At 75.1% G+C, this 23239-nt stretch carries 22 protein-coding genes; 6 read left to right on the top strand and 16 right to left on the bottom strand.

Annotated features, from left to right (window positions below; all coding sequences use genetic code 11):
• Positions 1–46: 46 nt before the first annotated feature.
• The 4 genes from AC230_RS22640 to AC230_RS22625 form a co-directional block, all read right to left on the bottom strand.
• Positions 47–937, bottom strand: coding sequence for a S1 family peptidase (locus AC230_RS22640; RefSeq protein WP_049718187.1), 891 nt, complete (start codon positions 935–937; stop codon positions 47–49).
• Positions 938–1122: 185 nt separating this feature from the next.
• Positions 1123–1950, bottom strand: a complete 828-nt coding sequence (locus tag AC230_RS22635) for a DUF1684 domain-containing protein (protein WP_049718186.1) — start codon at positions 1948–1950, stop codon at positions 1123–1125.
• A 91-nt stretch (positions 1951–2041) separates the two neighbouring features.
• Complete coding sequence (locus AC230_RS22630; RefSeq protein ID WP_049718185.1) at positions 2042–3010, bottom strand: LLM class flavin-dependent oxidoreductase; 969 nt, start codon at positions 3008–3010, stop codon at positions 2042–2044.
• Positions 3011–3370: 360 nt separating this feature from the next.
• The gene (locus AC230_RS22625) at positions 3371–4534 is read right to left on the bottom strand and encodes a DUF5685 family protein (protein WP_078871504.1); all 1164 of its coding nucleotides are present in this window, start codon (positions 4532–4534) and stop codon (positions 3371–3373) included.
• Positions 4535–4767: 233 nt separating this feature from the next.
• Here AC230_RS22625 and AC230_RS22620 point away from each other — a divergent pair, with 233 nt between their 5' ends.
• On the top strand, positions 4768–5202 hold the full coding sequence (locus tag AC230_RS22620; protein ID WP_049718183.1) for a cell division protein SepF: 435 nt from the start codon (positions 4768–4770) through the stop codon (positions 5200–5202).
• A gap of 64 nt (positions 5203–5266) precedes the next feature.
• On the opposite strand, the gene AC230_RS22615 is transcribed toward AC230_RS22620, so the two are convergent.
• Both AC230_RS22615 and AC230_RS22610 read right to left on the bottom strand, forming a co-directional pair.
• Positions 5267–6448 carry an acyl-CoA dehydrogenase family protein gene (locus tag AC230_RS22615; protein WP_049718182.1) on the bottom strand — a complete coding sequence of 394 codons (1182 nt, stop codon included), beginning with the start codon at positions 6446–6448 and terminating at the stop codon, positions 5267–5269.
• 459 nt (positions 6449–6907) lie between these two features.
• Positions 6908–8473 carry an MFS transporter gene (locus AC230_RS22610; RefSeq protein WP_049718181.1) on the bottom strand — a complete coding sequence of 522 codons (1566 nt, stop codon included), beginning with the start codon at positions 8471–8473 and terminating at the stop codon, positions 6908–6910.
• Between the two features lie 253 nt (positions 8474–8726).
• Between AC230_RS22610 and AC230_RS22605 the strand changes: the two genes are divergently transcribed.
• Both AC230_RS22605 and AC230_RS22600 read left to right on the top strand, forming a co-directional pair.
• Positions 8727–9791 (top strand): hypothetical protein, encoded by a 1065-nt coding sequence (locus AC230_RS22605; protein WP_422125625.1) that lies wholly within the window; start codon positions 8727–8729, stop codon positions 9789–9791.
• Positions 9792–10098: 307 nt separating this feature from the next.
• Positions 10099–11076, top strand: coding sequence for a phosphatase PAP2 family protein (locus tag AC230_RS22600; RefSeq protein WP_078871503.1), 978 nt, complete (start codon positions 10099–10101; stop codon positions 11074–11076).
• A gap of 63 nt (positions 11077–11139) precedes the next feature.
• Here AC230_RS22600 and AC230_RS22595 read toward each other — a convergent pair whose 3' ends face one another.
• From AC230_RS22595 to AC230_RS22585, 3 genes are all read right to left on the bottom strand, one after another.
• Positions 11140–11391 (bottom strand): proteinase inhibitor I78, encoded by a 252-nt coding sequence (locus AC230_RS22595; protein WP_049718179.1) that lies wholly within the window; start codon positions 11389–11391, stop codon positions 11140–11142.
• 398 nt (positions 11392–11789) lie between these two features.
• Positions 11790–12710: a hypothetical protein gene (locus tag AC230_RS22590; RefSeq protein ID WP_078871502.1), complete on the bottom strand. Its 921-nt coding sequence runs from the start codon at positions 12708–12710 to the stop codon at positions 11790–11792.
• Positions 12707–13957 carry a glycosyltransferase family 4 protein gene (locus tag AC230_RS22585; protein WP_049718178.1) on the bottom strand — a complete coding sequence of 417 codons (1251 nt, stop codon included), beginning with the start codon at positions 13955–13957 and terminating at the stop codon, positions 12707–12709. Before AC230_RS22585 ends, AC230_RS22590 begins: the two co-directional genes overlap by 4 nt.
• Positions 13958–14229: 272 nt before the next feature.
• Between AC230_RS22585 and AC230_RS22580 the strand changes: the two genes are divergently transcribed.
• Both AC230_RS22580 and AC230_RS30455 read left to right on the top strand, forming a co-directional pair.
• Positions 14230–15015 carry a hypothetical protein gene (locus AC230_RS22580; protein WP_049718177.1) on the top strand — a complete coding sequence of 262 codons (786 nt, stop codon included), beginning with the start codon at positions 14230–14232 and terminating at the stop codon, positions 15013–15015.
• 166 nt (positions 15016–15181) lie between these two features.
• The gene (locus tag AC230_RS30455; RefSeq protein ID WP_241833345.1) at positions 15182–15508 is read left to right on the top strand and encodes a hypothetical protein; all 327 of its coding nucleotides are present in this window, start codon (positions 15182–15184) and stop codon (positions 15506–15508) included.
• Positions 15509–15530: 22 nt separating this feature from the next.
• Here AC230_RS30455 and der read toward each other — a convergent pair whose 3' ends face one another.
• The 4 genes from der to AC230_RS22555 all read right to left on the bottom strand — a co-directional run bounded on the left by der (position 15531) and on the right by AC230_RS22555 (position 19606).
• Positions 15531–16991: a ribosome biogenesis GTPase Der gene (gene der, locus AC230_RS22570; RefSeq protein WP_049718176.1), complete on the bottom strand. Its 1461-nt coding sequence runs from the start codon at positions 16989–16991 to the stop codon at positions 15531–15533.
• Positions 16992–17049: 58 nt separating this feature from the next.
• Positions 17050–17754, bottom strand: coding sequence for a lysophospholipid acyltransferase family protein (locus AC230_RS22565; protein WP_422125624.1), 705 nt, complete (start codon positions 17752–17754; stop codon positions 17050–17052).
• The gene (cmk, locus tag AC230_RS22560) at positions 17688–18437 is read right to left on the bottom strand and encodes a (d)CMP kinase (protein ID WP_049718174.1); all 750 of its coding nucleotides are present in this window, start codon (positions 18435–18437) and stop codon (positions 17688–17690) included. Before cmk ends, AC230_RS22565 begins: the two co-directional genes overlap by 67 nt.
• An 89-nt stretch (positions 18438–18526) precedes the next feature.
• On the bottom strand, positions 18527–19606 hold the full coding sequence (locus tag AC230_RS22555; RefSeq protein ID WP_049718173.1) for a prephenate dehydrogenase: 1080 nt from the start codon (positions 19604–19606) through the stop codon (positions 18527–18529).
• Positions 19607–19699: 93 nt separating this feature from the next.
• On the opposite strand from AC230_RS22555, the gene AC230_RS22550 reads away from it, so the two are divergent.
• Positions 19700–20062 carry a DUF952 domain-containing protein gene (locus tag AC230_RS22550; protein ID WP_049718172.1) on the top strand — a complete coding sequence of 121 codons (363 nt, stop codon included), beginning with the start codon at positions 19700–19702 and terminating at the stop codon, positions 20060–20062.
• A 308-nt stretch (positions 20063–20370) separates the two neighbouring features.
• Here the strand turns inward: AC230_RS22550 and AC230_RS22545 are convergent, their stop codons facing one another.
• The 3 genes from AC230_RS22545 to AC230_RS22535 are packed head-to-tail and all read right to left on the bottom strand — an operon-like array spanning position 20371 to position 23179.
• Positions 20371–21552, bottom strand: a complete 1182-nt coding sequence (locus tag AC230_RS22545) for a pseudouridine synthase (protein WP_049718171.1) — start codon at positions 21550–21552, stop codon at positions 20371–20373.
• Complete coding sequence (gene scpB, locus AC230_RS22540) at positions 21552–22169, bottom strand: SMC-Scp complex subunit ScpB (protein ID WP_049718170.1); 618 nt, start codon at positions 22167–22169, stop codon at positions 21552–21554. Before scpB ends, AC230_RS22545 begins: the two co-directional genes overlap by 1 nt.
• Complete coding sequence (locus tag AC230_RS22535) at positions 22166–23179, bottom strand: segregation and condensation protein A (RefSeq protein ID WP_049718169.1); 1014 nt, start codon at positions 23177–23179, stop codon at positions 22166–22168. The genes scpB and AC230_RS22535 overlap by 4 nt, the downstream gene beginning before the upstream one ends.
• Positions 23180–23239: the final 60 nt, after the last annotated feature.

The raw sequence follows: 23239 nt of genomic DNA, 5'->3' as shown, positions 1-23239 counted from the left end.
GGGGTCGACCCCCTGGCCGGGGCTCCCCGCCGGGCCGTGCCGGGGCTCAGAAGACGTTGACCCCGTAGGCCTTGAGCGCCGGGACGACGGGCTGGAAGAAGGTCGTCCCGCCGCCGCTGCAGTTGCCGCTGCCGCCGGAGGTGAGGCCGAGCGCCGTGGAGCCGGAGAAGAGCGCGCCGCCGCTGTCGCCGGGCTCGGCGCAGACGTTGGTCTGGATCAGCCCGCGGACGATCTGGCCGCCGCCGTAGTTGACCGTGGCGTTGAGGCCGGTGACCTTGCCGCCGTGCAGCCCGGTCGTCGAACCGCTGCGCTGGACGCTCTGCCCGACGGTGGGCGTGCCCGCGGCGGTGATGCGCTGGGAGCCGCCGTTGTGGAGGTCGACGGCGCTGGGGTGGGGCAGCGAGCCGTTGGTGTACTGGACGATGCCGTAGTCGGAGCCGGGGAAGTTGGTGCCCGTGGTGGGGCCGATGGAGGTGGCGTGGCCGGAGTCGGCGTAGTAGGGCGGCTTGCCCTGGGTGCAGTGGCCGGCCGTCACGAAGTAGTACGTCGCGCCCTTGCGGACGTTGAACCCGGCGGAGCAGCGCCACTTGGGCGCGTAGACGGCGTCGCCGCCGGAGATCAGGGGGCGGAGGGTGCCGTTCGTGCGCTCGATGCGTATCGCGTCGGCGGCGTCACCGGCGGCCGCTCTGATCTTCTCGACGCCGGCCGCGCCGACGGTCCGGTCGACGGTGACGACGAGGGTGTTCGTCCGCTCGTCCACGAGCCAGGACGTGCCGGCCACGTCGGCCTCCTGCACGGCGGCGCTCGCGGCGGAGAGCTGTGCGGCGGTGGGCTTCGCGGGTGCGGCGTGGGCGCCCTGCCCGGGGGCGAGGGCCGCCGTGGCGGCGAGGAGGGAGGAGACGAGGGCGGCCGTACGGGTGCGTCGCTTGATCCTCACGGCGGGGTCCTCTCGGGGGGGGGTTGGCGGTGGGGGAAGGGGCGGTACGCGTTCCACTTTTGGGCGTGCCCCTGACAATCACTTGCCGGTTCCCGGGAGTATTCGGGGGTGCGGGCCGCCGCCGCAAGCCCCCTTTTCGGCCGCGGGGCCGCCCGCGCCGCCCCCCGGGGAGGGGGGAGCGGAGGTCAGCGCGTGAGCGCGAAGCGCTCCCCCGCCTCCACCGCCACCGGCAGCGCGTTCCCCGCCGGCGGAAACGGGCAGATGAAGTGGTCGGCGAACGCGCACGGCGGCAGCAGCGCCCGGTTGAAGTCGACCCGCACCCGCCCCTTCCCGTCCGGCACCGCCGGGTAGAGGAAGCGGAAGCGGTAGCTCGACACGCCGCTCGTCGCGTCCGCGAAGACGACCCACAACGACCCGTCCCCCTCGGCCCCCGCCCGCAGCACGTGCGTCTCACCGCCCAGCGTGAAGGAGAGTTCACCGGCGACGCTCAGCCCCCGCTCCTTCCCGTCCGCGTTCTCGACGGTCACCGTCCGCGTCCCCTGGGCGTACGGGCGGAAGCGCCCCTCCCGCACCCACCGCTCGTCGTAGTCGAAGGCGTCGATCCCGGCGAACGCCCGCCGGCCGGGCGAACGCGGGTCGAAGTCGCGGACCGCCCAGAGCCCTTCGCGCCGCATGACGAGCAGGCGCCGGTCGCCGAGCGCGACGCGGGCCGTCGCGGGGGTGCCGTCCACGCCGAGGAGGGCCCGGCCGGTCAGCGGCCGGGGCTCGCCGTCCAGACGGAGGCCGTCCTCGGCGGTGGCGGTGAGGAGGACGCCCGCCCCGCCGGGCGCCTCGGCCCAGTGGCCGGGGATCCCGGGCAGCCGGCCGTCGGGATGGTCGGCCAGCCAGTGGGTGCCGGTCAGGGCGAGCGGCCCGTAGGGGGCGGAAACCTTCTCGTGGCGCCGCTCGCGCCACTCGGTCCACAGCCGGTGCGCGTCCCGCGCGTCCTCGGAGGTCATGCCGGTGGTGCTCATGGCGGTCACCCTAGATCCCCGAGGTGCCCGCGGAGCGTCCGCCGGTGTACTCCGTACGGAAGGCGCCGCGCTCCTGGAGCAGCGGCACCGCTCACGCGGTCCCCCTCGCCGGCGCGCGGCCCGTCGCCGGGCGGGGCAGCTCCAGGTGCTCCCGGAGGGTGGCGCCCGGGTAGAAGCGGCGCAGCAGGCCGCGGTGCTGGAGGACGGCGGCGGTGCCGTCGGCCAGGAGGGGCAGGTCCCGGTCGGGGTTCCCGGGCCGGAAGTGGAAGCCGTCGGCCGCGCCGGTGGCGTACCAGTGGTGGACCTGGTCGGCGAGGCCGACGGCGTCGGCGGCGGTGTGCAGGTCGACGGGGACGGAGGCCAGGACGAGGGGCCGGCGGCCGCCCGCCCCGGGGCCGTGCGCGCGGGCCGCCTCGCGCAGGTCGTCCGAGCGGGCCCGGAAGACGGCCGGGTCGTGGGCGCGTTCGGCCCGCAGCAGGACCACGTCGGCGTGGCGGGCGGCGGTGGCGCGGGCGGCGGGCGCGGTGGCGTCCACGACGGTCACCGGGCGGCCCTGCGGGGACCGGGGGCCGGCGGAGGGGCCGGCACGGTGCGGGCGGTCGCGGTCGTGGCCGTCCCAGAGCCGGGCGACGGCGTCGGCGACGGCGTCCGCCTCGCGCCACGCCTCCTCCTCCGCGGGCGCCGCCCGGCGGCCGGAGGCACGCGCCCCGGCGGTGGGGAGCGGTGGCTCCACCACCCAGCCCGCCCGGCCGCGGCTCGCCCGGTCCAGCCCGGCCACGGCGCGGGCGAGGGGGAAGGGCCCGGTGCGGGTGGTGGCGGTGAGGGCGGGCACGAGACCGACGCGTCGGGTGGCCGGGGCGATCCGGGCGAGGACGGCGAGCGCGTCGGGACGCCCCCGGCCCTCGGCGGGCGGCCCGGAGGCGTCCCCGAGCGTGACGAAGTCGAACCGTCCGTGCTCGGCGAGGCGCGCGGCGCGGACGCAGGACTCCGCCTCCTGGACGCGGGCGTCGCGCCGGCCGAGCGCGACGGCGAGGTGGAGCGGCCGGATGGGTGCGGGCATGGGTTCCCCCGGGGGGTCGAGTGGGGTGTGGGACGGTCGGCGGAACCGCGCCGCGCGCCGCCGCCCCCCGGGCCCCGGAAACCCGCCCGGACCGTGCCCCTCAGCACGCCGGAGCGTCGAGGCTAAGCCGGGGTCGCGGCCCGCTGTCAAGCCTGTCCGCACTGTGGGCGGGCCATCTCACCGCTGCCGGACGGGAGTTGACGCCGGACCGGAGGGCTGTTCCACTTGGCCCATGCATCTGGGGCAACGGCTGGTCACACGGGGCCATATCGACTTCTGCCGGGTCTGGTCGGCGTCCTGTCCGGGCTGATCCCGCCCGTTCGCCCGTACGCCCTCACCCCCCGCGCGACACCTCTCCCCTCAGCAGTCGCATCCGCAACCGCAGTCCCCGTCACAGCAGTTGCCGCAGCAATTGCAGCAGTCGCAGCAGCCGTCACAGCCGCTGCAATCACAGTCGCCGCAGTCGCACCGGTGGCACCAGCCCTGCCTGGGCTCCCCGGTCCACGGGTCGTGGAAGGGGTCGCGGCAGCACAGCTGCCCGGTGCACAGCAGTCCCGTCCACACCGCGCATCCCCGCAACGGCCCGCGCCGCCGGTCCCGCCGGGGCGGCTCCGGCGGGGCCGGCGGCGGCATGACCGGCGGCGGCCCGAAGGCGCGGTCGACGGCGTGCGGCAGTTCGTGGACGAGCAGCAGGTGCGCCAGCCGCCCCTGGGCCCCGCGCGCGAACGCGACGTCGTCGAGCGCGAGCCGTATCCCGTGGACGGCGTCGTCGCACAGCCGCCGGACCTCCGCGAGGTCCGCGCCCGTCGCGGCGACGGGGTTCCACGCGCCGGACGCGGCGTCGTCCGCCAGGTCCTCGACGGCGTCCAGCAGATGGGCGAGCCGCCCGAAGAGCCGCCCGGCCTCCTCCAGGGGCGCCCTGTTCTCCGGCCGGCCGGCCAGGACGGCGGTGTGGCCGAAGGCCGCGGCGGTCGCCGTCCCGGTGGGTTCGGTGAGGACGGTCAGCGGGGTGCCGGGGCCGGCCAGGGCCTCCAGCCCCGGCTGCCGCTCGACCGCGTCCACCAGTGGCGCGGTGTCGAAGCCCAGCTCCGCGCCGGACCGGGCCCCGGCCCGGTCCCAGGCCGCGGCCACCCTGCGGGCGGCGGCCGCCGCCGGACGCCGGGCCAGCACGCCGTCGCCGTCGGCCGCGTGGTCGCGCAGCTTGGCGGAGGCGAGGACGAGCGAGACGGAGGCGGCCAGCCGGGCGCCCTCCCCCGTCGCGACGGGCGCCGTGCGCATCCCGCGCAGGGGACACGGCCCGGCCGTCCGCCGGCCGTCCGCCGGGTGCCGCCCCGGTGTTCGCGCCTCGGCCGTCTGCGCCTCGACGAGGACGGATATCACCAATCCGTCATAGTTCGTTGCAATTCGGGCGAATTGGCCGTGATCGGACCTCAACGCCAGGCAGAGACCGCACAGATGAGCCATCCATTCCGCACGCATGCTCGCGGACAGGCGGTGCCGACATGGCCTGATGATTCCGAACAATTCCGCCCCCGTGTGGTGCCGAGCAACCGGCGCATCCTAGCTCTAGGCTCGGTCCCGGCCGTCCGCGGCCGCGCGCGGGGGGCTCGCTTCGGGCAACTGACGCACCGCCACCTGCTTTGCACCAGATGCGTCACGAAATCCTCGCTCGGCCCCTATCCATTTGGCACACCATCCGCATCATGGACGACCATAGAGGGGCGGGCGGAACACACCGCGTGTGAGAGGAGGCGTCCATGGGTTCGGTGCGTAAGGCGAGTGCCTGGCTTGGTCTCGTCGACGACAGCGACGACGAGCGCTACTACGACGACGAGTACGCCGAGGGGCCCGAGCCCGGTGACTCCTGGGTGACCAACCCGAGGGTGCGCGTCGCCGACGAGGTCGCGCAGGAGCAGGGCACCCGGATCGCCACGGTCACCCCGGACGGCTTCCGGGACGCCCGCGGGATCGGCGAGCTGTTCCGCGAGGGCGTCCCGGTCATCGTCAACCTCACCGCGATGGAGCCCAGCGACGCCAAGCGGGTCGTGGACTTCGCGGCCGGCCTCACCTTCGGCCTGCGCGGCTCGATCGAGCGCGTGGCCAACCGCGTCTTCCTCCTGACCCCCGCCGACTACAAGGTCGTCAGCGGGGAGGCGGGGCGCGCGAACGGGGGCTTCTTCAACCAGAGCTGAGCCGGTCCGGGGGTGCCCCCGGGAAGCACGGCGGACGGAGCCACGACAGCTCCTCAGGGGGTGTTCACCGGAACGCGTCGATGCCGGTGAGTGCCTTCCCCAGCACCAACTGGTGCATTTCGACGGTGCCTTCGTAGGTGAGCACCGACTCCAGGTTCGACGCGTGCCGCATCACCGGGTACTCCAGGGAGATCCCGTTGGCGCCGAGGACCGTCCTGGCGGTGCGGCAGATCCCGATCGCCTCCCGCACGTTGTTGAGCTTGCCGAAGCTCACCTGCTCCGGGCGCAGCCGGCCCGCGTCCATCCGCCGGCCCAGGTGGTGGGCGAGCAGGATCCCCTTGTGCAGCTCCACGGCCATGTCGGCGAGCTTGGCCTGGGTGAGCTGGAAGCCGCCGATGGGCCGGCCGAACTGCTCGCGGGTGCGGGCGTAGTCGAGGGCCGCCTCGAAGCAGGCGCGGGCCGCGCCCATCGCGCCCCACACGATCCCGTACCGGGCGTGGCTCAGACAGCTGAGCGGGCCGCGCAGCCCGGTGACCTCCGGGAGGACGGCGTCCGCGGGCAGCCGCACCTCGTCCAGGACGAGCTCGCTGGTGACCGAGGCGCGCAGCGACCACTTGTGCTTGATCTCCGGGGCGGAGAAGCCGGGGCTGTCCGTGGGGACGACGAAGCCGCGGACGCCCTCGTCCGTGCCCGCCCAGACGACGGCGACCCCGGCGACGGAGCCGTTGGTGATCCACATCTTGCGGCCGGTGAGCAACCAGTCGCCGCCGGCGTCGCGCTTGGCGTAGGTGCGCATGCCGGCCGGGTCGGAGCCGTGGTCGGGCTCGGTCAGCGCGAAGCAGCCGATGGTCTCGCCCTTGGCCATGGGCGGCAGCCAGCGCTGCTTCTGCTCCTCCGAGCCGTAGCGGTGGATCGCGTACATGGCGAGGGAGCCCTGGACGGAGACGAGCGAGCGGATGCCGGAGTCGGCGGCCTCCAGCTCCAGGCAGGCCAGGCCGTACTGGACGGCGGTGGCGCCCGCGCAGCCGTAGCCGTCCAGCGACATGCCGAGCGCCCCGAGGGCCCCGAGCTCGCGCGCGAGCTCCCGGATCCCCGGCAGCTCGCCGCGCTCGAACCACTCGGCCACGTACGGCAGAACGCGGTCGGCCGCCCACTGGCGGACGGTGTCGCGGATGGCGCGGTCCTCGGGGGCGAGCAGTTCGTCGAGGGAGAGGGGGTCTCGGGGATCGAAGGGGGCCGGTGCCATGGGTTCCTCCGGTGCGGGGGTCTCGCTCGGGGTCACCCCGACGTTACGGCCCGGTAACCGGTGGCGTCCAGGGCGGGATCACGCGGGGCCGGCCCGGTGCGGGCGGGAGGCGGACGTGCCCCGCCACCGGCGGCGGTCCGTCCGGCCCCGCGGCCGTCCCGGCGCCGCGCGGCGCTCATCAGACCAGCGCGCCCTTCATCGCCGCTCCCCGTACGGTGTCGGCGGCCCGGGGGACGGCCGGCGGGATCAGGGGCCTGCCGATGTCCCCGAGGTCCATGGCGGCCGCGCTCGCCACCCCCGCCGGCGGAAGGCGAGCCGCGTCCGCGCACTACACCGGGTGCCGGATCCCTTACGGCGGTACCGGGGAGGGCCCGGGGAGGCCCCGCCGTGGTGGCGCCCGAGGGACCAGGGCACCCGGCGCGCCGCGGCGGGAACGAGGAAACGGTGGAAGGGCGGGGCTCAGTCCATCGTGCGGGGCAGCCGCAGGGCCGCCACCGCGCCCAGCGCCAGCAGCCCCGCGCTGACGGCCAGCGTCACGTGCAGCCCGTGCACGAACGCGTCCCGGGCCGCCACCCGGAGGGCCGCCCCCGCCTCGCCCCCGAGCCGCGCGGCGACCTCGTACGCCTCGCCCAGGGAGTGCCCCGCCGCGGCCGACGCCGCGCTCGGCACGCCGGGCGTGCCGGTGACCCCGGGGGTGTAGGCGGCGTTCATGACGCTGCCGAGCAGCGCGATGCCGACGCCCGCCCCGAGCTGGTAGGACGTCTCGCCGATCGCCGCCGCGCCCCCGGCGTCGCCGGGAGGCGCCTCGCTGAGCATCGACTCGTACGCCCCGAAGAGCGTGGTCTCCAGGCCGAGGCCGAGGAGGACGAAGCAGCAGACGAGCGTGACGGGCCGGTCCTCGCGGCCCATGACCGTCAGGGAGAGGACCGCGAGGGCGGTGAGCGCGAAGCCGGAGGAGACCATGGCGCGCGGTCCGAAGCGGGCGAGCACGCGGGAGCCCGCGAGCCCCGCGGCCATCGCGGCGAGGGTGAGCGGGAGCAGCCGCAGCCCGGTCTCCAGGGGGCTCAGCCCCAGCACGAGCTGGAGGTACTGGGCGGCGACCAGCTCCAGCCCGACCAGGGCGAGCATCGCCAGCACGATGCAGCCCACGGAGACCCCGAACGCCGGCCGGGCGAAGAGCGCCAGGTCGACGAGCGGGTGCGCGCGCCGCCGCTGCCGGCGGACGAAGAGGACGAGGAGGACGGCCCCGAGCGCAGCCGGCACCACCGTGAGCAGGGACAGCGGCTCGGCCCCGCCGATCCGCTTCACCCCGAGCACCACGCCGAACAGCCCGAACGCGGCCATGAGCGCGCCGAGCACGTCCCACGGCCCGTCCTGGGGACCGGTGGACTCGGGCAGCAGCCGGCGGCCGACGGGGAGGCTCACGGCCATCAGCGGGAGGTTGACGAGGAAGACGGAGCCCCACCAGAAGTGTTCGAGGAGGAGCCCGCCGACCAGCGGCCCGGCCGCCGCGCCGACGGCGGCGACGGCGCTCCAGACGCCGATGGCGAGGGCCCGTTCGCGCCGGTCGGGGAAGACCTGCCGGAGGATCGAGAGCGTCGCGGGCATGATCATCGCGCCGCCGGCGCCGAGCAGGGCGCGCGCCGCGATCAGCACCTCGGGCGCCGTGGCGAGCGAGGCGAGCAGCGAGGCGAGCCCGAAGATCCCGTAGCCGAGGAGCAGCACGCGCCGCCGGCCCACGCGGTCGCCCAGCGTCCCGAAGAGGATCAGGAGGGAGGCGCAGACCAGCGGGTAGACGTCCACGATCCACAGCAGCTGGATCGCCGAGGGCCGCAGGTCCTCGGTGACGGCCGGCACGGCGACGTGCAGGACGGTGGCGTCGACGGCGACGAGGAGCAGGCTGGCGCACAGGACGACGAGCACCGTCCAGCGGTGGGCGCCGGCCGGGCGCGGGGGCGCGGAGCCCCGCCGTTGCCGGGGCAGGCCGGCGGAACGGCCCCGGCGGGCGGTCGCCGTTCCTGACATTCCCACCTCCGAGTCGGGTCCCTGCCCGGCGGTGCCGGCGGACGGGCGATACGACAGATTACGCGAGTCCCGGCAGGTCACGGCCGTCAGCCCGACACAGGCGTTCGCCCTGTCGGCGGCGGATGCTGGACAATCGGCCGGTGACCGATCTCGCCTCGCCCTCCGGCATACGCACCGGCCCCCGCGCGGACCGCGCCGCCCCCGCCCCGGGCGCCTGCGGCGCGCCGCCCCGGCCCTGCTGGCGTACGCGGCGGTGCGGGCGCTGGGTCTCGCGGTGCTCGCGCTGTGGGGCCTGGGGACGGGGAAGGACGCGCACCATCTGCTGTCGGGGCGCTGGGACGCGGTCTGGTACGCGCGGATAGCGGAGGACGGCTACGGGTACACGCTGGCCCTCGGCGGCGGCAAGGTCCACTCCGACCTGGCGTTCTTCCCGTTGCTGCCGTGGCTGGAGCGGCTGCTGTCGTCCGTCCTGCCGCTGTCGGCGGCCGATGCCGGGCTGCTGGTGAGCGCGGTCTCGTCGCTGTGCGCGGCGGCGGGGATCTTCGCGGTCGGCGACCGGCTGCACGGCCGGCGGGCCGGGGTGGCGCTGGTGGTGCTGTGGGCGGCCCTGCCGGTGGGCGTGGTGCAGTCGATGGCGTACTCGGAGTCGCTGTTCACGGCGCTGGCGGCGTGGACGCTGTACGCGGTGCTGTGCGGCCGCTGGGCGGCGGCCGGCGCGCTGGCCGCGCTGGCCGGGCTGACCCGCCCGGTGGGCGCGGCGGTGGTGGCGGCCGTCTGGGTGTCGGCGGTCGTGACCCTGGTGCGCCGGCGGCCCGGACGCGCGGAGCGCGGGCGGGTGCTGGCCGGGGTGGCGCTGGCGCCGCTGGGCTGGCTGGCGTACGTGGTGTGGGTGGGCGTGCGGACCGGGAGTCCGTCCGGCTACCTGGACGTCCAGGGCGGCTGGGGCAACGGCTTCGACGGCGGGCTGGCGTTCGGGGCGTTCGTCGGGAGGCTGCTGGCGGGGCCGGCGTTCCCGGCGGGGCTGGCGCTGCTGGTGGGCGTGGCGCTGGTGGTGTGGCTGTATGTGACGGGGGTGCGGCGCGGGCAGCCGCTGCCGCTGCTCGTCTACTCGGGGACGGTGCTGCTGCTGGCCCTGACGGCGAAGGGCTACTTCGGGTCGAAGCCGCGGCTGATGCTGCCGGCCTTCCCGCTGCTGCTGCCGCTCGCGACGGCGCTGGCGCGGCTGCGCGCCTCCCGGGCGGTGCCGGTGGCGGGGGCGGCGGCGCTGGCGGCGGCCTGTTACGGGGCGTTCTGGCTGAACGGCTCGGGCCCACCATGATCATTTACGGGGGCCGGCGCGGGCCGTCCGCCCCCGGGCGGCGGGAAACACTCCGGGACACCCCGTCCAACCCCCGATAAACACCCTCGCAAAAAAGCACGCAAAAAAGAGGGAAAGAACGCCTGCGGCGCCCGGCCGCCACGGAACGGGGATTCTTTAACCCTTTCTTATTTCACCGGCCCGGCTTCCCGGCCCACCGCATCAAACGCGCCGAACGTCGTGTTTGAGACGCATTCCACATCACATCGTCATCACAAAGCGGCGGGATCGACCGAACCCTCCCGTCACGCAATGTAACGTCGATTGAGTGCGTACCAACGACGAGCCCGCCCCCGCCGAGGAGCGCCCGAGCGACCCCCCGCGACCACGGATGACCCGGACCCGCCTGGGGATCTTCGTGGCGACCTCCGTGGTCTACGCGGCGATCGTGGTCGGTGTGCTGACCACGTCCTGGCCCGTGCGCTTCGACTGGCAGGTCATGCTCTTCCGGCCGTACAAGCAATGGCCCGCGATCCACACCTTCCTCGACTACTTCGTCGTGCTCGGCCAGCGCGGCCCGACGGCCGTCGCGGTCGCCGCCTGGCTGGGCTGGTGCGCGTACAAGCGGAGGACGCTGCGGCCGCTGCTGGTGCTGGGCACCGCGCTGCTGCTGCTCAACGCCACCGTCGGCGCCGCGAAGATAGGGATGGGCCGGCTCGGCCCGCACTACGCGACCGAGATCGGCTCCAACGAGATGTTCGCCGGCGGCGACATATTCCCCTCCGGCCACACCGCCAACGCGGTGGTCACCTGGGGCGTGCTCGCCTATCTGGCGACCACTCCGCGGGCCCGCCGCATCGCCTCCGTGAGCGCGGCGCTGCTGGCCCTGGGCGTCGGCATGACGACGGTCTACCTCGGTACGCACTGGATGAGCGACGTCACCCTCGGCTGGACCGCCGGCCTGCTGGTGCTGCTGGCCCTGCCCTGGTTCGAGCCGCTGATGGCGCGGGCCGAGACCTGGCTGCTGACCGCCTGGGAGCGGATCCGCGAACGGCGTGCCGCCCTGGCCCCGGTGGTGGCGACGGCTCCGGTCGGGCTGTGGGGCCCGCGTGCCCCCGGCGACGACAGGGCCCCGGTGCGCGAGCCGGTGGGCGCCGCGTCGCGCTCCGGCCGGGCCCGGCGTGCGGACCGGCCGCACACGCCCCGCTCGGAGCGGACGCCGGTCACGCCCAGTGGCAGCCGCCGGCCGCCGCAGCGCACGGCGCCGCCGGTTCCGGCGACGGGCCGTGGACGCGCCGTCGGCTGACCGTCCTGGTGTGCGTGAGGGCCGTCCCCCGGCCGGGGGGCGGCCCTCACGCATGGTCCGGCGTCAGCCCTTCCAGCTGCGGCGCACGACGCCGTCGGCCACTTCCAGATTCAGCCGCCCCACGACGTACTCCAGGGTGATCACGGTGTCCGGCGGCAGCGTGCGGACGGTCGTCCAGCCCCGGGCCCGCGCCCGGGCGGCCGCCTCCTCGGCGCCGAGGCCCACGTACTCCTCGGGGTCGTCGCCGGGGTCCGGGGGCGACCAGGGCGGCCGGGGCGGATCCGGCGGTTCCGGTGTGTGCGAGGGGGGCACCATGGCAGCCACCGTAGCCCCCGCGCGGGGCTCCCGGCAGCCCGCCCCGGGCGCGCATCACGCGGCCCTGGGCCCTCGCGGGTCACACTTCTGTCACGGAAAGGGCGGCCGCGTTTAACGGTGCGCGCATCACTCCCACGGGTCGTTTTTCGCCCTCGCGAACCGGCCCGGAAAACTCCGCTTGAGAATACGGCCGGCGGGCGGACCGGATCACGGAACCCTTTCCCTTTTCCGGGGTTCCGGGGACGTCGGTCCTTTCCGCCCGCCCCTGCGAAAGAATCCCGGAGAGCGCGGGAACGTTCCCCGCACGCTCCGGAATATTCAATTCCGGAAAGCGCCGCGGAGCCCACGCCCGAACGCCGGTCGCCCCGGCCGGGGCGACCGGCCCCCGGGGCGCGGCGCTAGCGGATCGGCGGCCGCTCGTCCACGCGGATCGCCAGGTCGTTGTCGGCCGTGTAGAAGGGGCCGGCCTGGGCGGGGGCGTAGGGGGCGTCGAACGGCTGGGCGGGGTAGACGAAGACCGTCCCCTTCTCCGCGACGTCGTCCAGGAGCCGGGCGACGCGCGCGTCCGGCGAGCCGTCCGCGGGGCGCAGCCACAGGTCCCAGACCTCCGGCCCGCCCTCCCAGGACTCGCCCAGCTCCGCCAGGGCGAAGGTGAAGGAGAAGTCGGGGCCGGTCGCGGTGACCGGAGCGGTACGGACCGGCCCGGCACCGCGGCGGCTGCGCGCCTCCGCGACGGCGCCGGCGAGCCACGCCTCCGGGTGCTCCACGCGGTGCAGCGTGCCGGCCACGGTGATGCCCTTGGCGTCGATCCCCAGGTCACCGGCCTCCGCGTGCGGCGCCCGCTGCCAGCTGCGCAGCGAGAGGTTGCCGTGCTTGGTGGTGTAGGGGATGCGCACCGCGAGCGGCGAGGTGCTGGGGCCGGGCCGCCGGTCGACCAGCGAGCGCAGGTCGGCCAGGCCCGGCAGCAGCCGCTCGGGCTCGGCGTCGCCGCCGCCGAGGTGGACGTCCCAGCGGCCCTCGGGGAGGTGGACGGTGCTGGGCAGGACGGCGCGCAGGCGGCCCTGGCCGTTGGGCGTGAGCGGCAGGCGGACCTCATCGTCGGGGTTCTCGACAACGTTGCCGCCCCGGCGGAGCAGCACCAGCGCCGCCGACCAGTGGCCGGAGGCGTCGGCCCCCTCGGGGGCGTCGAGGTCGAAGGTGAGTCCGCCCGCGGAATCCGCGATGCAGTCGGCGCGCGGCGGGGCAGACACGATGGTGAACTCCTCGGGGACGGTGGCGCCCGCGTCCGCGGGCCCGGCGGGGATCGGGGAAGACGTCATGCGGCACGCACCCGTCGCAGGGCGGACCGGCTCGCGTCCTTCGTCTTCAGGGCCCCGCTGAGCAGGGCCCCGCGGGTGCGGTGCAGGGAACCGCGCAGGGCGCCGCGGCCGGTGAGGTCGGCGAAGAGCCGCTCGTAGCGGCCGGCGATCTCGGCGGGGTCGAAGCGGGCCGAGTTCTCCAGCGCCGCCCGGCCCATGCGCCGGCGCAGCTCGTCGTCCTCGATCAGCTTCAGCAGCCCGGCGGCGATGGCGCCGGGCTTGCCGACCGGCACCAGCAGGCCGTCGGTGCCGTCGGCGATGATCTCGCGGGGGCCGTGCGGACAGTCCGTGGAGACCACGGGCAGGCCGCAGCGCATGGCCTCGACGATCGTCATGCCGAACGACTCCAGGCTGGAGGTGACGGCGCCGACGGACCCCTTGACCCACTCCGCCTCCAGTGGATTGGCGGGGCCCATGAGGAAGACGTGGTTGTAGAGGCCGAGCTTGTCGATGAGGGCCCGCAGCTTGGCCTTCTCGGCGCCGGCGCCGTAGATCCTCAGCCGCCAGTCCGGACGGACGGCCACGACCTCGGCGAACGACTTCACCAGCACGTCGTAGCGCTTGGCGGGGGCGAGCCGGCCGGCGGCGATCACCCACTTCCCGGACGCGTCGGCGGGGGCGACGGCGGGGGCGGGGACGCTGTTGGGCACGGCCTCGATGCGCACCCCGGGCAGCCGCATCAGCTTGCGGTAGGTGCGCGCGTCCGCCTCCGTCACGGTGGTGACGGCGTCGAGGCGGGGGTAGTGGGTGCGCAGCGCGAGCTTCAGGGGACCGGAGTGGGTGCTGAGGGTGAGGTGTTCCTGGCCGACCCGGGCGACGCCGCGCCGGGCCTGCTGGGCGATGTGCACGTTGAGACCGGGCCGGGTGCCCACGACCACGTCGCACTCCAGGCCGCGCAGGTGGTCGGCGATGCGCCGGTCGGTGAGGGCGCTGTACTGCTTGTAGCGGCCCTCGGCGGCGGGGAAGACGGCGGCCGGCCGCTCGTACTCCGGGTCGTCGCCCTCGTACCCCGGGCCGCCCTTGCGCAGGTCCACCAGGTGCCGCAGCCGTACCTTGCCGGACGGGGCGAGGACGGGCTCGTCCCGGTGCCGGAACACCGAGACGACCTCCACGTCGTGGTGCTCGGCGAGCGTGCTCGCCAGGTTGTACGTGGTGCGGATGGTGCCGCCGATGCCGTAGGCATTGTGAATCAGGAATGAGATGTGCATTCGTCCCCACAGCCGGTGTGCGTGCCCGGTGGCGCGCCTCCTGAAGATTAGACCGTACTGACGATCAGGAGGTTGGCTCCGGTCATCGACTCGATCTCGGAACGATGAGCATTCCATGACGCGGGGCGACGGGTTTCCGCCACCTTGGCGGTGCCGTGAAGCGCCGCCGCGCCAGGGCGTGACTCCGGCCGTGGGTCCTCCGTTGTCTTCGTTACGAGCCGGGAACCGCCCGGCGCCGCCCTGCCCCCGCACCGGAAGTACGAGGAGCCCCCGTGCCTCGCATGCTCGACGTCAGCGACGAAGTACGCGCCGAGATCGGCGACGAAGAAGCGGACCGCCTGCTCGGGGGCGACAACGCCCCGGGCACCTACGACTGCACCTCGTGCCGCACCCCCGGCGACAGCGAGCGGGAGCGCACCAGCACGGTGCTGTTCGTCGGCGAGGAGACGGCGGTGCTCGCCTTCGCGCACGCCTCCTGCATCCCCTCGCAGGTCGTCCCCGTCTCCGAGGAGCAGCTCCAGGGCGCGGTGCGGTCCATCACCGGCGGCGAGGGGCAGCGGCCGCAGCCCGAGCCGGACCTGCCGCTCCAGGCGGAGCTGGGCGTCACCAGCGGTCTGCTGCTGGTGGGCGGCGAGGTGCAGCCCGCGCTGGTCGTCGAGCCGCTCGTGCCGATCGCCCGGCCGGGCACGAACGGTCCGGTGGACGTCTTCCTGGAGCTGCTGACCGAGCAGGGCTTCTCCACGGTGACCGCCCTCGACCAGACGCCGGAGCAGCTCCCGGGCTGGTCGGTGCTGCTGGTGATGGGCAAGCTGCACGCGGTGCTCCAGCCCAACGCCAACGGGGGCGCGCCGGTGGCCTGGTGGCAGGCGCACCAGGCGATGCAGGTGGCCGAGGAGTGGCGGTCGGCCGTCAACAAGTCGGGCCGGGTCCTGGTCTTCGCGGCCCCGGTCGGCACGATCGGCCAGCAGCCGCGCGAGGACCTGCTGCGGGAGGCGCTGGACCGGGCGGCGGCCGCCGGGAAGCTGGTGGGCGCGGCGATGCCGCTCGCGGGCACATGATCGACGGCGTGCGCCCCGCGGTGCACCGGCGCACTCCTGTTTCCCCCGGCCCCGGCTGAAGGATTCGCGGGCCGGGCCGCATCCGATGGCCCCCGGGGTCGTTGGCAGGGATGTGTACTCTTACGAACCCGCTTCCCGGACCTCGTACCAGAACTACATCCCCGGCATGCGCCCACCCCGCGACACCGCCGCACAGAGCCGCCCGGCCTCGGTGACCCCGATCTACGACGCCCTCTGCTCCGAGTACCGCCGCTCCTTCCGCACGCTGCCCGGTGACCGGGCGGGCGAGGAGGAGCTGGGCTTCAAGGGCTTCGGCCTGCCGCAACAGGGGGCGGCCCAGGGCTACTACGGCCAGCTCACCGGGCACGCGCCGTATCCGGGGCACACGGGCTGGCAGGGGAGCTGGGACACCTACCCGCCGCCCGGGCGGCAGCGCGGGCAGTTGCCCGCCCTGCCGCCCGCCTCGCGCGACGGGCGCCCGCGCGGCTTCTAGCCACCCGGCGCCCCGCCGCCGCCTACTTCTTGCGGCTGCGCTTCTCCCGCACCCGCACCGAGATGTGGATCGGGGTGCCCTCGAAGCCGAACTCCTCGCGCAGACGGCGCTCCACGAAGCGGCGGTAGCCGGCCTCCAGGAAGCCGGAGGCGAAGAGGACGAAGCGCGGCGGCTTGGTGCCCGCCTGGGTGCCGAAGAGGATGCGCGGCTGCTTGCCGCCGCGGATCGGGTGCGGGTGGGCCGCGACCAGCTCGCCGAGGAAGGCGTTGAGCCGGCCCGTGGGCACCCGGGTCTCCCAGCCGGCGAGGGCCGTCTCGATCGCCGGGACGAGCTTCTCCATGTGCCGGCCGGTGCGCGCGGACACATTCACCCGCGGCGCCCAGCCGATCTGGCCGAGCTCGGTCTCGATCTCGCGCTCCAGGTAGAAGCGGCGCTCCTCGTCCAGCGTGTCCCACTTGTTGATCGCGAGCACCAGCGCGCGGCCGGCCTCGACGGCCATGGTGATGATCCGCTGGTCCTGGACGCTGATCGACTCGCTAGCGTCGATGAGGACGACGGCCACCTCGGCCTTCTCGACGGCGGCGGCGGTGCGCAGCGAGGCGTAGTAGTCGGCGCCCTCCTGGAGGTGGACGCGGCGGCGGATGCCGGCGGTGTCCACGAACTTCCAGGTCCTGCCGCCCAGTTCGATCAGCTCGTCGACCGGGTCGCGGGTGGTGCCGGCCAGCTCGTTGACGACCACGCGCTCCTCCCCCGCGACGCGGTTGAGCAGCGAGGACTTGCCGACGTTGGGGCGGCCGACGAGGGCGACGCGGCGGGGGCCGCCGAGGGGGGCGGCGAAGGTCTGGGCCGGGGCGTCGGGCAGGGCCTCCAGGACGGCGTCCAGCATGTCGCCGGTGCCGCGGCCGTGCAGGGCGGAGACCGGGTGGGGCTCGCCGAGGCCCAGCGACCAGAGCATGGCGGCGTCGGCCTCGCCCGACGGCCCGTCCACCTTGTTGGCGCAGAGGACCACCGGCTTGCCGGCCCGGCGCAGCAGCTTGACGACGGCCTCGTCGGTGTCGGTGGCGCCGACGGAGGAGTCGACGACAAAGACGACGGCGTCGGCGGCCTCGATGGCGAACTCGGCCTGGGCGGCGACGGAGGCGTCGATGCCGAGGACGTCCTGCTCCCAGCCGCCGGTGTCGACGACCTTGAAGCGGCGGCCGGCCCACTCGGCCTCGTAGGTGACGCGGTCGCGGGTGACGCCCGGCCGGTCCTCGACGACGGCCTCGCGGCGGCCGATGATGCGGTTCACCAGGGTGGACTTGCCGACGTTGGGGCGGCCGACGACGGCGAGGACGGGCAGCGGGCCGTGGCCGGCCGCGGCGATCTCGCTCTCGACCTCCTCGGCGTCGAAGCCCTCCTGTGCGGCGAGCTCCATGAACTCCGCGTACTCGGCGTCGCCAAGCGCACCGTGCTCGTCGCCGGTGGGGATCTGGTCGTTCATGGAGTCCGTTCCTCGTTCGTATGGTCTGCGGACCGGGCGGTCCGCTACTCAGTCTCGTTCAGCGCCCGGTGAGGCGCTTGGCTTCCGCCAGGTGTGCGCCCAGCCGGCGCCGGATGCGCACGGTCGCCTCGTCCAGCGCCGCCCGCGTGCGCCGCCCGCTGCCGTCGCCGGCGTCGAAGGGGTCGCCGAAGACCACGTCCACCCGGCCGCGCAGCGGCGGCAGCGCGGGGACGAGGCGTCCCTTGCGCTCCGTGCTGCCCAGCACCGCGACGGGGACGACGGGCGCACCCGAGCGGAGGGCGAAGTAGGCCAGGCCCGCCCGCAGCGCGGCGAAGTCGCCCTCGCCGCGGGTGCCCTCGGGGAAGATCCCCAGGACGCCGCCGTGCTCCAGGACCTCCAGGGCGCCGGTGACCGCGGCCCGGTCGGTGCCCCGACGGTCCACCTCGAGCTGGCCGATGCCGCGCAGGAAGGCGCCGAGCGGGCCGACGAACGCCTCCTTCTTGATCAGGAAGTGCACGGGCCGGGGCGCGGTGCCCATGAGCATCGGACCGTCGATGTTGTGGGAGTGGTTGACGGCCAGGATGGCCGGTCCCGCGGCGGGCACCCGCCAGGCGCCCAGCACGCGGGGCCGCCACAGCCCGTGCATCAGGCCGATGCCGATCCGTCTGCCGACGGCCGCACCGGAGGCGGATGCGGTCACGCGGACCGCTTCTCCGTGCCTTCGGCCGCGCTCCGCCTCGACTCCACGAGGGTCACCACGCACTCGACGACCTGCTCCAGGGTGAGGTCGGTGGTGTCCACCTCGACGGCGTCGGCGGCCTTGGCGAGCGGGGAGGTCTTGCGGCCGGAGTCGGCGGCGTCCCGCTTGACGAGCGCGGCCCGGGTGGCGGCCAGGTCGGCCGGGTCCTGGGCGTTCTTGCCCTTCAGCTCGCCGTTGCGGCGGGCGGCGCGGGCCTCCGGGGAGGCCGTCAGGAAGATCTTGAGGTCGGCGTCCGGCAGGACGGTCGTGCCGATGTCGCGGCCCTCGACGACGATGCCCTGCGGGGCGGCGGCGGCGATCGAGCGCTGGAGCTCGGTCAGCCGGGTGCGCACCTCGGGGACGGCGCTGACGGCGCTGACGGCGGAGGTGACCTCCTGGGTGCGGATGGGACCGGCGGCGTCGGCGCCGTCGACGGTGATCGTGGGCGCGGACGGGTCCGTGCCGGAGACGATCTCGGGCTTGCCGGCCGCGGCGGCGACGGCCGCGGCGTCCTCGACGTCGATGCCGTTGCTCAGCATCCACCAGGTGATCGCCCGGTACTGCGCACCCGTGTCCAGGTAGCGCAGGCCGAGCTTGGCGGCGACGGCCTTGGAGGTGCTGGACTTGCCCGTGCCGGAGGGGCCGTCGATGCCGACGATGACTGCTGCCGGCGCGGTCCTGGCGGCGGTTTCCACGGTGTCAGACACCTTCCTTGTACACGGTTGACGAGCGCACGACCTACTCGGGCCCCCTCAAGGTTACTGGCTCGCCGGAGCGGATCCCGCCGCCGGGATCCTCACTGGCGCAGCGCCCAGCCCCGCTCGCGCAGGGCCGCGGTCAGCGCGGCGGCCGCCTGCGGCTCGACCATCAGCTGGATCAGACCGCTCTGCTGGCCGGTGGCGTGCTCGATGCGGACGTCCTCGATGTTGACGCCCGCCCGGCCGGCGTCCGCGAAGATGCGGGCCAGCTCGCCCGGCTGGTCGCCGATCAGGACGGTGACGGTCTCGTACGCCGCGGGGGCCGCGCCGTGCTTGCCGGGGACGCGGGCGCGGCCCGCGTTGCCGCGGCGCAGCACCGACTCCAGCCCGGCCGCCGCCTCCTCGGCGGCGCCCGCGCAGTCCAGCGCGCGCAGGGCCCGGACGGTGGCGGTCAGGTCGGCGGCGAGGCCGTCGAGGACGTCGGCGACGGGGCCGGGGTTGGCGGAGAGGATGTCGAGCCACATCCGGGGGTCGGACGCGGCGATGCGGGTCACGTCCCGGATGCCCTGGCCGCACAGGCGCACGGCGGTCTCGTCGGCGTCCTCCAGCCGGGCCGCGACCATGCTGGAGACGAGCTGGGGGGTGTGGGAGACGAGGGCGACGGCCCGGTCGTGGGCGTCGGCGTCCATGACGACGGGGACGGCCCGGCACAGGGCGACGAGTTCGAGGGCGATGTTGAGGACCTCGGTGTCGGTGTCCCGGGTGGGGGTCAGCACCCAGGGGCGGCCCTCGAAGAGGTCGGCGGAGGCGGCCAGGGGGCCGGAGCGCTCGCGGCCGGCCATGGGGTGGGTGCCCAGGTAGCCGGAGAGGTCGCAGCCGAGGGCCTCCAGCTCGCGGCGGGGGCCGCCCTTGACGCTGGCCACGTCGAGGTAGGCGCGGCCGCGGCCGGCGCCGATCGCCTCGGCGAGGGTGGCCGCCACGTGGGCGGGGGGCACGGCGACGATCACCAGGTCGCAGCGGCCCTCGGGCTCCTCGTCGGTACCGGCGCCGCGGGCGGCCGCGGTCCGGGCCTGCGCGGGGTCGTGGTCGCTGAGGTGCACCCGGACGCCGCGGGCGGCGAGCGCGAGGGCTGCGGAGGTGCCGATCAGGCCGGTGCCGATGACGAGGGCGGTTCTCACGGGGGCGATGGTCCTTGCGGTCTCGACCTGGGCGGGGGACGGGTTGCTGCGCGTCCCACCCTAGCCAGCCCGGAGTCGGGTACAACCGAGGGCATGATCTTTCACGTGGTGCCCCTCGACGACTGGCTGGCCGTCCCCGACCGTCCGTACGCCCCCGAGTCCCTCAACGACGAGGGCTTCGTGCACTGCTCCCCCGACGAGGAGACGACGCTCGCCGTGGCCTCCGCCTTCTACCGGGACGCCCGGGGGCCGCTGATGGCGCTGCTGATCGACGAGCACAAGCTCGGCGTCCTCGTCCGCTGGGAGGCGGCCTCCCCCGCACCGCCGCCGGGCGTCGCCCCCGGCACCCTCTTCCCGCACGTCTTCGGCCGTATCAACCGTGACGCGGTCGAGGGAATGATGGAGATCCAGCGCGACGAGGAGGGACGGGCCACCGGCCTGACGGTCTGGTCGTAACCCCGACCGGAACCCACGTGATGCACCTCCCCCCGCCTCCCCGGCAGCGCCTGCGGCCTGCTGCGCACCGGCACTCTCACGATCGCGGCCGGCGAGTGCCACCCCGCACGTGGGGCGGCGGGTGCCGCGGCTGCCGGCCGGGCGCACGTGTGCGGGCGCCGGCCAGGGGGCGGGGCGCAGGGGGCGCAGCCCCCGCCGTGCCGCCGGCTCCTCCGGCAGCCGGGCCGCCCGGGCCGTGGTCGGCCCCGGGCATCGGCCGGGGATCCCGGGCGCCCGCCGTGGCGGGGCGCCCGGGTCCGGGGGCGGGCCTAGAGGTCGACCTCGCGCATCAGCATGCCGACCTCGGTGTTCGTCAGGCGGCGCAGCCAGCCCGACTTCTGGTCGCCGAGGGCGATCGGGCCGAAGGAGGTGCGGACGAGCTTCTCGACCGGGAAGCCGGCCTCGGCCAGCATGCGCCGCACGATGTGCTTGCGGCCCTCGTGGAGGGTGACCTCGACCAGGTAGTTCTTGCCGGTCTGCTGCACCACGCGGAAGTTGTCGGCGCGGGCGTAGCCGTCCTCCAGTTGGATGCCGTTCTTGAGCTGCTTGCCGATGTCGCGCGGCAGCGGGCCCGTGATGGCGGCCAGGTAGGTCTTCTGGACGCCGTAGCGCGGGTGCGTGAGGCGGTGGGCCAGCTCGCCGTGGTTGGTGAGCAGGATGATGCCCTCGGTCTCCGTGTCGAGGCGGCCGACGTGGAAGAGCCGGGTCTCGCGGTTGGTGACGTAGTCGCCGAGGCACTGGCGGCCGTCCGGGTCCTCCATGGTGGAGACGACGCCGGCCGGCTTGTTGAGGGCGAAGAACAGGTAGGACTGGGTGGCGACGGTGAGGCCGTCCACCTTGATCTCGTCCTTCTCCGGGTCGACCCGCAGGCCCTGCTCGGTGACGATGCGGCCGTTGACCTCGACGCGGGCCTGCTCGATCAGCTCCTCGCAGGCGCGGCGGGAGCCCATGCCGGCCCGGGCCAGCACCTTCTGGAGGCGCTCGCCCTCCTGCTCGCCGAAGGTCTTGGGCAGCTTGAGGGCGGGCTTGCTGTGCCGCTCCCGGTTGCGCTCCTCGATCTTGGCGTCGAGCTCGCGCGGGCGGGCCGGGGCCGTCCGGCGGCCGCCCGACGCGGCGGAGCCGCGGCGCGGGCCGCCCTTGGCGCCACCGCGGGCCGAGGCGCCGCGGCCGGTGCGCTCGGCGTCGGGACCGACGTCGTAGCGGCGCTCCTCGGGGCGCGGACGGCGCGGACGCTGCTCCTGCCGGCCGCCGTCGCGCCGGCCGCCCCCGTCGTAGCGGGAGCCGCCGTCGCGCGGGCCGCCCTCGTAGCGCGAGCCCCCGGAGCGTCCGCCGCCGCCCGTGCCGCGTCCGCCGCCCGAGCGCGCGCCGCCGGACCCCTGCCGGGGGGACCCGCCGCGTCCGCCCCGGTCGTCCCGGTTGCCGCTACCGCTGTTCCTGCCGCTGCTTCGCATCAAAGTTCCGTCTTGTCGTCCGCTTCGGTGTCCGGGGCATCCGGATCGAACGACGGCACCCCTTCCTGGGAGTCGCCCTCGACCACGTCCGCCTCCGGGAGGAACGGTGCGAGCTCGGGGAGCTCGTCCAGGCCGCGCAGGCCCATCCGCTCCAGGAAGTAGTTCGTCGTCCTGTACAGGATCGCACCTGTTTCGGGTTCCGTCCCCGTCTCCTCCACGAGGCCCCGCTGGAGGAGGGTGCGCATGACGCCGTCGCAGTTCACCCCGCGGACCGCGGAGACCCGCGAACGGCTGACCGGCTGACGGTACGCGACGACGGCCAGGGTCTCCAACGCGGCCTGCGTCAGCCGGGCCTGCTGGCCGTCGAGCACGAAGGCCTCGACGGCGTCCGCGTACTCGGGCCGGGTGAAGAAGCGCCAGCCCCCGCCGACGGGCCGCAGCTCGAAGCCGCGGCCCTGGGCGGTGTACTCGTCGGCCAGCGCGGCCAGGGCGTCGGCGATCTCCCGCCGCGGGCGCTGCAGCACCTTCGCGAGGTGCTCCTCGGTGACGGGTTCGTCGACGACCATGAGGACGGCCTCCAGGGCGGGCCCCAGCGCGAGCGTCTCCGTGTCGGTCATGCCTGCCGCTCCTCCTGCTGATCGAACTCGTCCGTCACCCTCGGCGCCGCGTCCTCCTCGCCCGTCCAGCGGACCCTGAGGTCGCCGAGCGCCTCCTCCTGCTCCAGCTGCACCGCCCGCTCGCGGTAGAGCTCCAGCAGGGCGAGGAAGCGGGCGACGACGGTGAGGGTGTCCGCGGCGTCGACCGTCAGCTCGCCGAAGCTCGCGGCGCCCGCCTCGCGCAGCCGGGCCACGACGATCTCCGCCTGCTCGCGGACGCTCACCAGCGGGGCGTGGATGTGGTCCACGTACACCTGCGGCGCGGGCCTGGGCTGCATCGCCTTGACGGCCAGCTCGGCGAACCGCTGCGGCCCGATGCCGAGGACGACGTCGGGTAGCAGCTCCGCGTGGTGCGGCTCCAGGCCGACGGTGCGGGGGTAGCGGCGGCCCTCCGTGGCGAGCCGTTCGCCGAACATCTCGGCGATGCGTTTGTACGCGCGGTACTGGAGCAGGCGCGCGAAGAGCAGGTCGCGCGCCTCCAGGAGGGCGAGGTCCGCCTCGTCCTCCACCTCGGCGGCGGGCAGCAGCCGGGCCGCCTTGAGATCGAGGAGCGTCGAGGCGACGACGAGGAACTCGGTCGTCTGGTCGAGGTCGAAGTCGGGCCCCATGGCGCGCAGGTGGGCCATGAACTCGTCCGTCACCCGGGAGAGGGCGACCTCGGTGACGTCCAGCTTGTGCTTGGCGATGAGCTGGAGGAGAAGGTCGAAGGGCCCCTCGAAGTTCTCCAGGTGGAGCGTGAACCGGCCGTCGGCGGCGGACCCGGCCCCCGGCCCCCCGGGCTCCGGCCCCCCGGGCTCCGGGCCCGGCGCCTGTTCGGCGGCGGGCCCGGGAACGGCGGCGTCGCGGCCCCCGGCGTCCTCCCCCGCGGCGGCGGCCGCGGGCGCCTCACCACCTCGCCCGGCGGCCAGGGCCCCCCGCCCCAGCGGACGACGGGCCGGCGGAGGCGGCGGGGGCGGCACGGGCGTGGGCATGCGGAGGTGGTCCAGGGGGCGAGAGCGTCTGAGACGGCCCGGGACGGGCCGCGTCGGCGG

Origin of the sequence: Streptomyces caatingaensis, from assembly GCF_001187435.1 — a bacterium.
Classification (GTDB): domain Bacteria; phylum Actinomycetota; class Actinomycetes; order Streptomycetales; family Streptomycetaceae; genus Streptomyces; species Streptomyces caatingaensis.
The sequence above is the reverse complement of the archived record's forward strand: the minus strand, read 5'-3'. Positions and strand labels throughout refer to the sequence as shown.